Source organism: Streptomyces sioyaensis, assembly GCF_004122735.1.
In the GTDB taxonomy this organism is placed as follows: Bacteria; Actinomycetota; Actinomycetes; order Streptomycetales; family Streptomycetaceae; genus Streptomyces; species Streptomyces sioyaensis.
Map to the genome: position 1 here is coordinate 1 of NZ_SDIF01000170.1, position 10,385 is coordinate 10,385.

Annotated in this window: 1 protein-coding gene; it reads left to right on the forward strand. The window is 72.3% G+C overall.

Annotated elements, in window-relative coordinates:
• The coding region (locus EST54_RS31355) for a type I polyketide synthase (protein ID WP_129251088.1) at nt 1–10,385 on the forward strand (10,385 nt) is incomplete at both ends.

Here is a 10,385-nt window from a genome sequence, read left to right on the forward strand (position 1 = left end):
GCTGATGTGGAGTGGGAGCGGTTTGCTCCGGCGTTCACCAGTGCCCGTCCGAGTCCGTTGCTGGCGGACCTGCCGGAGGTGCGGGCGGCGTTGGCTGTCGGTGCTGGTGGTGAGGGTTCCGGTGGTGGGGTGGTGCGGGAGCGTTTGGTGGGGTTGTCGGGTGTGGAGCGGGAGCGGGCGCTGCTGGAGTTGGTGCGTACGCATGCCGCAGCAGTCCTCGGCTACAACAGGTCTGCAGACCTCGAAACCGGCGTCACATTCCGGGACTTGGGCTTTGACTCGCTCACCGCGGTCGAGCTGCGCAACGGGCTGAACACGGAGACCGGACTTCGGCTCCCCGCCACCTTGGTCTTCGACTATCCGACGCCGACCGACTTGGCGCGCTTCCTGGACGACGAGCTGTTCGGGACCAGGACGGACGTGGCGTCCGGTCTGCCGGTTCTGGCGTCCACTTCGGACGATCCGGTGGTCATCGTCGGGATGAGCTGCCGTCTTCCGGGTGGGGTGGCCAGTCCTGAGGACCTGTGGCGATTGGTGGCCGGAGGCGAGGACGCGATCTCCGGATTCCCGACGGACCGTGGCTGGGACCTCGACTCCCTCTTCGGGAACGACGCCGACCAGCCAGGTGCGAGCCGAACGCGCGCGGGCGGCTTCCTGCACGATGCCAGCCAGTTCGATCCGGCGTTCTTCGGCATCAGTCCTCGTGAAGCCGTGGCGATCGACCCGCAGCAGCGGCTGCTGCTGGAGACCTCCTGGGAAGCCCTCGAACGCTCCGGCGTCAGCCCCACTTCGGTGAAGGGCAGCCGGACCGGCGTCTTCGTCGGTGCCAGCAGCTCGGGCTACGGGGCCGGGCTGCGGGAGGCTCCGGAAGGGCTCGGGGGGCACTTGCTCACCGGAAGCTCGGGCGCTGTGGTGACGGGCCGGGTGTCGTACGCGTTGGGTCTTGAGGGGCCGGCGGTCACGGTGGACACGGCGTGCTCGTCGTCGCTGGTCGCCTTGCACCTGGCCGCGCAGTCCCTGCGCTCGGGCGAATGCGACCTCGCCCTCGCCGGCGGCGTGACGGTCATGGGCAACCCCGGAGCCTTCGTCGAGTTCAGCCTTCAGGGCGGCCTTGCTGCTGATGGCCGGTGCAAGGCGTTTTCGGATGCTGCGGATGGCACTGGTTGGGCTGAGGGCGCCGGCGTGTTGGTGGTGGAGCGGTTGTCGGATGCGCGGCGTAACGGTCATCGGGTGTTGGCGGTCGTGCGCGGTTCCGCGGTGAATCAGGATGGTGCGTCGAATGGTTTGACGGCGCCGAATGGTCCTTCGCAGCAGCGGGTGATTCGGCAGGCGTTGGCGGGTGCGGGGCTGTCGGCGTCGGATGTGGATGTCGTCGAGGCGCACGGTACGGGGACGTCGCTGGGTGATCCGATCGAGGCGCAGGCGCTGCTTGCGACGTACGGTCAGGGCCGGGACGATGACCGGCCGTTGTGGCTGGGTTCGGTGAAGTCGAACATCGGGCACACGCAGGCGGCCGCGGGTGCGGCGGGCGTCATCAAGATGGTGCTGGCCTTGCAGCACGGTGTCCTTCCGCAGACGCTGCACGTCGATGAGCCGTCGTCGCATGTGGACTGGTCGGCCGGCAATGTGCGGCTGCTCACCGAGGCCGTCGGATGGCCGGAGAGCGGGCGACCGGGGCGGGCGGCAGTCTCTGCCTTTGGCGTCAGTGGGACCAACGCGCATGTGGTGATCGAGCAGGCTCCAGTGGAGGAGGACTCGGAAGCCGGGCCGTTGGGTGTGGCCGGGGGTGTGGTGCCGTGGGTGGTGTCCGCGCGGAGTCGGGAGGGGTTGCGGGCGCAGGCGCAGCGGTTGTTGGCGCATGTGGAGGCGCGGCCTGAACTGGGTCTGTCGGAGGTGGGGTTCGCCCTGGCCACGACACGTTCGGCATTTGAACACCGGGCCGTCGTCCTCGGCACCGAGCGCGCGGAACTCCTCGAAGGCCTGACCTCTGTCGCAGAGGGCAATGCTGCGGTCAGTGCAGTATCCGGTGCGGTGGATGCAGGAGGCCGACTGGCGGTGCTCTTCACCGGGCAGGGTGCGCAGCGGTTGGGGATGGGGCGGGAGCTGTATGAGTCCTTCCCGGTTTTCGCGGATGCCTTCGATGCGGTGTGTGCGTACTTCGACGGTGAGTTGGCAACTCCGTTGCGGGACGTGGTGTTCGGCGAGGATGCGGAGAGGCTGAACCAGACCGGTTTCACTCAGCCGGCGTTGTTTGCGGTGGAGGTGGCACTGTTCCGGCTCGTCGAGTCCTTGGGTGTGCGCCCCGACTATCTGGTGGGGCACTCCATCGGTGAATTGGCGGCTGCGCATGTGGCGGGCGTGCTGTCGCTGGAGGACGCGTGTCGGCTGGTGGCGGCACGTGGACGGCTGATGCAGGCGTTGCCGGCCGGCGGTGCGATGGTCGCCCTGCAAGCCACCGAGGACGAGGTACTGCCGCTGCTGGAGGGCCACGAGCAGCGGGTGAGCATTGCCGCGGTGAACGGCCCGAAGTCGGTCGTGATCTCCGGTGTGGAATCCGCGGTGGTGGAGATCGCCGGGCGTTTCGAGTCCGAGGGCCGGAAGGTGAAGCGGCTCCCGGTGAGTCACGCTTTCCACTCCCCGCTGATGGAGCCGATGCTCGACGAGTTCCGTGCCGTCGCCGAAGGCGTGGCGTACGCGGAGCCGCGCATCCCGGTGGTCTCGAACCTGACCGGCGAGCTCGCCACTTCGCAGGAGCTGACGTCCCCTGCCTACTGGGTGCGGCATGTCCGCGAAGCCGTCCGCTTCGCCGACGGCATCCGCTGGCTGGCGGAGCACGAGGTTACCCGGTTCCTGGAGATCGGGCCGGACGGCACTCTGACCGCCATGGCGCAGGGATGCCTCGACGGTGACGTGGACGATGCGGCCCATGTCCTTATCCCCGCTCTGCGCGGTGATGACCGTGGCGAGGTGTCCGCGCTGTTGTCTGCCGCCGGCCGGGCGTTCGTCCACGGCACCGCTATCGACTGGCAGGCCTTCTTCCCCGCCACCGACACCGCTCCTGGCCCCGCCCCCGTCGACCTCCCCACCTACGCCTTCCAGCACCAGCGCTACTGGCTTGAGATACCGTCCACCACCGCAGACGCCTCATCGATCGGCCTTGCCGCGGCCGAGCACCCGCTGTTGGGCGCGACGGTGTCCCTGGCCGGCGGCCATGAGGTGGTGCTGACCGGGCGTCTCTCGCCCCGGACGCAGCCATGGCTCGCCGAGCACCGGATTGCGGGCGCGATCGTCGTACCGAGCACCGCACTCCTGGAGCTGGCGGTGCGCGCAGGGGATGAGGTCGGCTGCTCCCACATCAGGGAACTCGCCCTTGAGGCACCGCTGGTGCTCGCCCAGGACGGTGCGGTTCAGCTGCAACTCCGCATGGAGGACCCGGATGCCTCCGGGGACCGGGCGCTCGGCGTGTACGCGCGTCCCGCGGCGGCCCCGGCCGATGCGCCGTGGACGCGGCATGCGAGCGGCGTCCTGGCGGAGAGCGGACCGTCGGAGACCTTCGACTTCGCGGTGTGGCCGCCTGCCGGCGCGGAGCCTGTGGACATCGACGACCTCTACGACGGGCTGGCGGCGGCCGGGTACGACTATGGTCCGGCCTTCCGCGGTGTGCGCGCTGTGTGGCAGGGCGCCGACGGTGTGTACGCCGAGGCCGAGCTTCCGGAGTCCGCGGCCGAGGGATTCGCCCTCCATCCGGCGCTGTTGGACGCGGCGCTCCATCCGCTCGGTCTCGGTCTGCTGGACGGTGTGGCGACAGAGGCCGTGCTGTTCGCATGGAGCGGCGCCTCCTTGCAGGCGACCGGCGCGACCACGCTCCGCATCCGGCTGACCCGCCGCGGGCCTGACGAGGTGTCCCTCCAGGCGGCGGACGGCACTGGGCAGCCGGTGATCGCGGTCGAGTCGATGCTGATGCGCAAGACCGGCGAGCTGCGGGATGACCGCGCGCCGGCGCTGCCGGCTTCGCTGCTCCGTCTCGACTGGGCACCGATCGCCGTGGAACGAGCCATGGAGTCGGACCTCGGTGAGGATGCGGCAGCGGAGTTCGGAGCCGGTGCCGAAGCTGATGGCGATGCCGAAGCTGATGGCGATTCCGATGCCGATGCGCCGCGGTTGACCGTAGTGGGCAGCGACCCGCTGGGGTTGGCCGAGGCACTGGGCACGAACGCCGTCGAGGTTGTGGAGGCTGCCGACTCCACGACGGCCGCGGCGGCCGGAACGGCGCTCGTGACCGCTGTCGCCACCGCGGCCGAAGCACACACCACTCTCAGCGCGCTCGGCGAACGGCTGGGGCAGGAGCCGGCGGCCCGTCTGGTGTTCGTCACCCGAGGCGCCGTCGCCCTCGGTGACGACGCTCTGGACGCCGAGGCCGCAGCCGTCCGGGAAGAGCTCCGCGTCGTCCAGGCCGAACACCCGGGCCGGATCGTGCTCGTGGACGTCGATGACGACCTCGACTCCCTCCGTGTGCTGCCCGCCGCGCTCGCCACGGACGAGCCGGAGATGGCCGTCCGCGGGGGCGAGGTGTCGGCAGCGCGGCTGGTGAGGTGCGCATCGGCCGCCGCCACCGCGCTGGATGTCGCGCCCGGCGGAACGGTCCTGGTCACCGGACCGTTCGCCGAGCAGGTCGCCGCTGCCCTTGATTTCGGGGCGCAGGTCGAGACCGTTGCGTACCAGGACCAGGACCAGGACCAGGACCAGGACCAGGACCCGGACCACGACCAGGACGGGGAAGCCAACGCGGAGCCGGCGCCGGACCAGGGCCCGGACGGCCTGGCCGCGGCGCTCGCCGCGATCCAGGCCACCGGCCGACCGCTCAGCGCCGTGGTCCACACCGCCGACCTCAACCGGAGCCGCGACCTCGACCGGGACCGCGACGTCGAGACGGCGCGGCGACTCGACGAGCTGACCCGCGGGTCCAACGAGGACGCAGCTCCGTCCACCCTCGTCCTCATCGGCAGCGGCTCGGCCGGTGCTCCGGCGTGCGGGCAGCTGGCCGCGCTCGCCCACCGCCGTGCCGCCGCCGGCCTGCCGGTCCTGGCGCTGCTCCCGCCGTCCGGTGCCGGTACCCCGGGGCTTTCCACGGTGTCGGTCGAGGAGAGCGCGGCGCTGCTGGGTGCCGCGCAGGCCACGGGCCGGACGGTGCTGCTTCCCGCGCGGGTGGACCGCGCCGCGCTGCGCGGCTCCGCCACCCCGCTGCCGGCCGTCCTCAGCACGCTGGCGCAGGGCTCCGGGCGGCGGATCGTCACACGTGAGCAGGCGGCCGCGGTCTCCGGGCTCGCGAGCCGGCTCGCCGGGAAGGGGGCGGCCGAGCGCGGCCGCGTGCTGCTCACTCTCGTCCGTACCCAGATCGCCCATGTCCTCGGCTACGCCGGGCCCGACGAGGTGGAGCCCTCCCGGAGCTTCACCGATCTCGGATTCACCTCCCTCACCGCCGTCGAGCTGCGCAACCAGCTCAGGGAAGCGACGGGCATGGCCCTGCCCGCCACGCTCGTGTTCGACTACCCGACCCCGGTGGCACTCGCCCGCTACCTGGACGGTGAACTCACCGGAGAAACGGGCGACTTGGTGTCCATGCCGTCCGGTGTGCCCGTGCCCCTCGACGACGACCCGATCGTCATCGTCGGGATGAGCTGCCGCTACCCGGGCGGTATTCGTACGCCCGAGGAGCTGTGGGAGCTCGTCGCCGCGGGCGGCGACGGGATCTCCCCGTTCCCCGCCGACCGGGGCTGGGACCTCGACAGCCTGTACCACGCGGACCCGGACCACCCGGGCACGTGCTACACCCGCGAAGGCGGCTTCCTGCACGACGCCAGCCACTTCGACCCGGGCTTCTTCGGCATCAGCCCCCGTGAGGCGCTGTCGATGGACCCGCAGCAGCGGCTGCTCCTCGAAGCGTCATGGGAGGCCCTGGAGCGCTCCGGAATCGACCCCGCGGCCGCCCGCGGCACCCTCACCGGCGTCTTCGCGGGCGTCACCTACCAGGACTACATCGGCATCCTCGGCGGAGCGCAGGAGAGCTTCGAGGGATACGTCGGCACCGGTAACTCGCCCAGCGTGCTGTCCGGGCGGATCGCCTACACCCTCGGCCTCGAAGGGCCGGCGGTCAGTGTCGACACGGCCTGTTCGTCGTCGCTGGTGGCGCTGCACCTGGCCGTCCAGTCGCTCCGTCAGGGCGAGTGCGATCTCGCGCTCGCGGGCGGTGTGACGGTGATGTCCACCCCCGGCTCGCTCATCGAGTTCAGCCGGCAGCGGGCGCTCGCCGAGGACGGCCGGTGCAAGCCGTTCTCGGCCGACGCCGACGGCGCGAGCTGGGCCGAGGGCGTCGGCATGGTCGCCGTCGAGCGGCTGTCCGACGCCCGGCGCAACGGGCATCCCGTCCTGGCCGTCATCCGTGGCAGCGCCCTCAACCAGGACGGTGCCTCCAACGGCCTCACCGCGCCCAACGGCCCCTCCCAGCAGCGCGTCATCCGCCGGGCACTGGCTGCCGCCGGGCTCGGTCCCCAGCAGGTCGACGCCGTCGAGGCGCACGGCACCGGGACCACCCTCGGCGACCCGATCGAGGCGCAGGCCCTGATCGCGGCCTACGGCCAGGACCGGGACGACGACCGTCCGCTGTGGCTCGGCTCGCTCAAGTCGAACATCGGGCACAGCCAGGCCGCGGCCGGCGTGGGCGGCGTCATCAAGATGGTGATGGCGCTGCGCAACGGGCTGCTGCCCAGGACGCTGCACGCCGACGAGCCCAGCCCGCACGTCGACTGGACGGCAGGCCACGTACGGCTGCTCAACGAGGCCGTCAGCTGGCCGGACGCGGACGAGCCCCGCCGGGCCGGTGTCTCCTCGTTCGGCATGAGCGGCACCAACGCGCACGTCATCGTCGAGGAGGCACCCCGGCAGCCGGCGCAGCGGAACACCCCGGCACGGACCGCCCTGCCCGTCGTGCCGGTGCCGTTGTCGGCACGCACCGAGGAGGCACTGCGCGACCAGGCCGCACGGCTGCGCTCCCACCTGCTCGCCCGGCCCGCCGAGTGCGACCTCACCGGCCTGGGCTTCTCGCTCGCCACGACACGCTCCGCGTTCGAGCACCGGGCGGTGCTCGTCGCGGCCGACCGGGAGGACCTCGACCGCGGCCTGCGCGAGATCGCCGAGGGCGCGATGGTCTCCGACGTGCCCCGGGGCGTCGCCCGCGACGGCAGCGCCCGCCCCGTCCTGGTCTTCCCCGGCCAGGGCAGCCAGTGGGCCGGCATGGCACGCGAACTGCTCGACGGCTCACCGGTGTTCGCCGACCGCCTGGCCGCCTGTGAACGCGCCCTCGACCCCTTCGTCGACTGGTCGCTGACGGCAGTCCTGCGCGGCGACGCCGACGCACCGGACCTTGAACGGGTCGACGTCATCCAGCCCGCACTGTGGGCCGTCATGGTGTCGCTCGCCGAGCTGTGGCGCTCCTACGGAGTCGAGCCCGACGCGGTCGTCGGCCACAGCCAGGGCGAGATCGCCGCCGCCTGCGTCGCCGGGGCGCTGACCCTGGACGACGCGGCGCGGGTCGTGGCCCTGCGCAGCCGGGCGCTGACCGCCATCACGGGAAGCGGCGGCATGATGTCCGTCCAGCTGCCCGCCGAAGCGGTCCGCGAGCGCATCGAACCGTGGGGCGAGCGGCTGTCCGTCGCCGCCGTGAACGGCCCCGCCTCCGTCGTGGTCTCCGGTGCCGCGGACGCGCTGGACGAGCTGTTCGCCGCGCTGACCGCGGACGGTGTGCAGGCCCGCAAGGTGTCCGTGGACTACGGCTCCCACTCGGCACAGGTCGAGCCGGTGCGGGACCGGGTCCTCGACGCCCTCGACGGCATCAGCCCGGCCGAAGCCACCATCCCGTTCTTCTCCACCGTCACCGGCGAGTGGCAGGACACCACCGGCCTCGACCCCGACTACTGGTACACCAACCTGCGGCAGACCGTACGGTTCGAGGACGCCATCCGCGGTCTGGTGGCCGCGGGACACCGTGCCTTCATCGAGGTCAGCCCGCACCCCGTACTGTCCGGCGGGATCCGTGACTGCGTGGACGCGCTCGGCACGGACGCCGCCGTGCTCGGCACCCTGCGCCGGGACGCGGGCGGCCTCGGCCGGCTCCTCACCTCCCTCGCCGAAGCACACGCCCAGGGCGTGGCAGTCGACTGGACCGCCGTCTTCGCGGGCACCGGCGCACACCGCGTCGACCTGCCGACCTACGCCTTCCAGCGTGCGCGGTACTGGCCGCAGGCCCGCGAACTGGCCCCCGCCGGCAGCGAGGACGGGCCGCTGTCCGACACCGTCGAGGCGAAGTTCTGGGAGAGCGTCGAGCAGGAAGACCTCCAGGCGCTGACCGACGCGCTCAACCTGGACGGCACGGAGCCGCTGAGCGCCGTACTGCCCGCGCTGTCGTCGTGGCGCAGGAACAGCCGCGAGAAGTCCACCGTCGACAGCTGGCGCTACACTGTGCGCTGGACACCCCTCGCCGAGCGCACCGCCGCCGCCCTGCACGGCACCTGGCTGCTGGTCGCCCCGGCGGCGGAATCCGTCGCAGGCCAGGTGGCCGCCGTACAGGACGCGCTCACCGCACACGGCGCCCGGGTACGCCTCGTCGACCTGGCCCCCGAGGACGGCTCCAGCCGCGAGCGGACCACCGGCCGGCTGCGCGAGGCGCTCGATGACGACGTCATCACCGGCGTGCTGTCGCTGCTCCCGCTGGACGAGCGGGCCCACCCCGACCACCCCGCCGTGCCCCTCGGCCTGTCCGGGACGCTGTCACTGCTCCAGGCGCTCGGCGACCTCGGCATCGAGGCGCCCCTGTGGTGCGGGACCCGCGGGGCGGTCGCCGTCGGCCGGTCCGAGTCCGTCACCCACGCCCACCAGGCCCTGGTCTGGGGCATGGGCCGGGTCGCCGCCCTGGAACACTCCGACCGCTGGGGCGGCCTCGTCGATCTGCCCGAAGCGCTCGACAAGCGGGCCGCGGACCGCCTCTGCGCGCTGCTCGCCGGCCCGGACGGCGAGGACCAGATCGCCCTGCGCGGCTCCGGAGCCTACGGCCGCCGCCTGGTACGCGCTCCCCTGGCCGGCACACCGGCACAGCGCACCTGGCGGCCCCGCGGCACCGTACTCGTCACCGGCGGCACCGGAGCCGTCGGCGGGCACATCGCCCGCTGGCTGGCCCGCGAAGGCGCCGAGCACCTGCTGCTCACCAGCCGCCGCGGCTCCGACGCGCCGGGCGCGGCCGAACTCGAAGCCGAACTCACCGCGCTCGGCTCCCGCGTCACCTTCGCTGCGTGCGACGTCGCCGACCGCGACGCGCTCGCAGACCTGCTGGCCACCGTCCCCGAGCAGTACCCGCTCGACGCGGTCATGCATGTCGCGGGCTCCCTGGACGACGGTGTGCTCGACTCCCTCGACCCCGGCCGCATGGACACCGTGCTGCGCGCCAAGGTCACCGCGGCGCTCAACCTCCACGAGCTGACCCGGGAACGGGACCTGTCCGCGTTCGTGCTGTTCTCCTCCACCTCCGGCACCATCAGCGGCCCGGGCCTGGGCAACTACGCCCCCGGAAACGCCTTCCTCGACGCACTCGCCGACCGGCGCCGCGCCGACGGGCTGCCCGCCACCGCCGTCGCCTGGGGCCACTGGTCCGGAGACGGCATGGGCGAGGGCGCCGTCGGCGAGCGCCTCCGGCGCTACGGCGTGTACGACATGCAGCCCGAGCTGGCCTGCGGCGCGCTCCAGCAGGCCCTCGACCACGACGAGGCCTACGTCTCCGTCACCGACCTCGGCTGGGACAAGTTCACGCCCGCCTTCACCGCCTCCCGGCCCAGCGCCCTGCTGCGCGACCTCCCGGACGCCCAACGTGTCCTGGAGACGGCCCAGGAGAGCGACGAGACCGGGTCCGACGCCGGCAAGCTGCTCCAGCACCTCGCCGGACTCTCCGAGTCCGAACGCGCCGCCACGGTCCTGGACGTGGTCCGCAGCTATGTCGCCACCGTCCTCGGCTACGCCGGCCCGTCCGCAGTCGACCCCGAACGCGCCTTCAGCGACCTCGGATTCGACTCGCTCAGCGCCGTCGAGCTGCGCAACGGCATGAACGGCATCACCGGACTGCGGCTGCCCGCGACCCTCGTCTTCGACTACCCCACCTGCGCGGTACTCGCGGACTTCCTGCTCGCCGAACTGTCCGACACGGCAGCCGACGACGGGTCGGCCACGGCGCCGGCCGCCGTGCCGGCAGGACAGCCGGAGCACGACGAGCCGGTGGCGATTGTGGCGATGAGTTGTCGGTTCCCTGGTGGGGTGGGGTCGCCGGAGGAGTTGTGGGGGTTGTT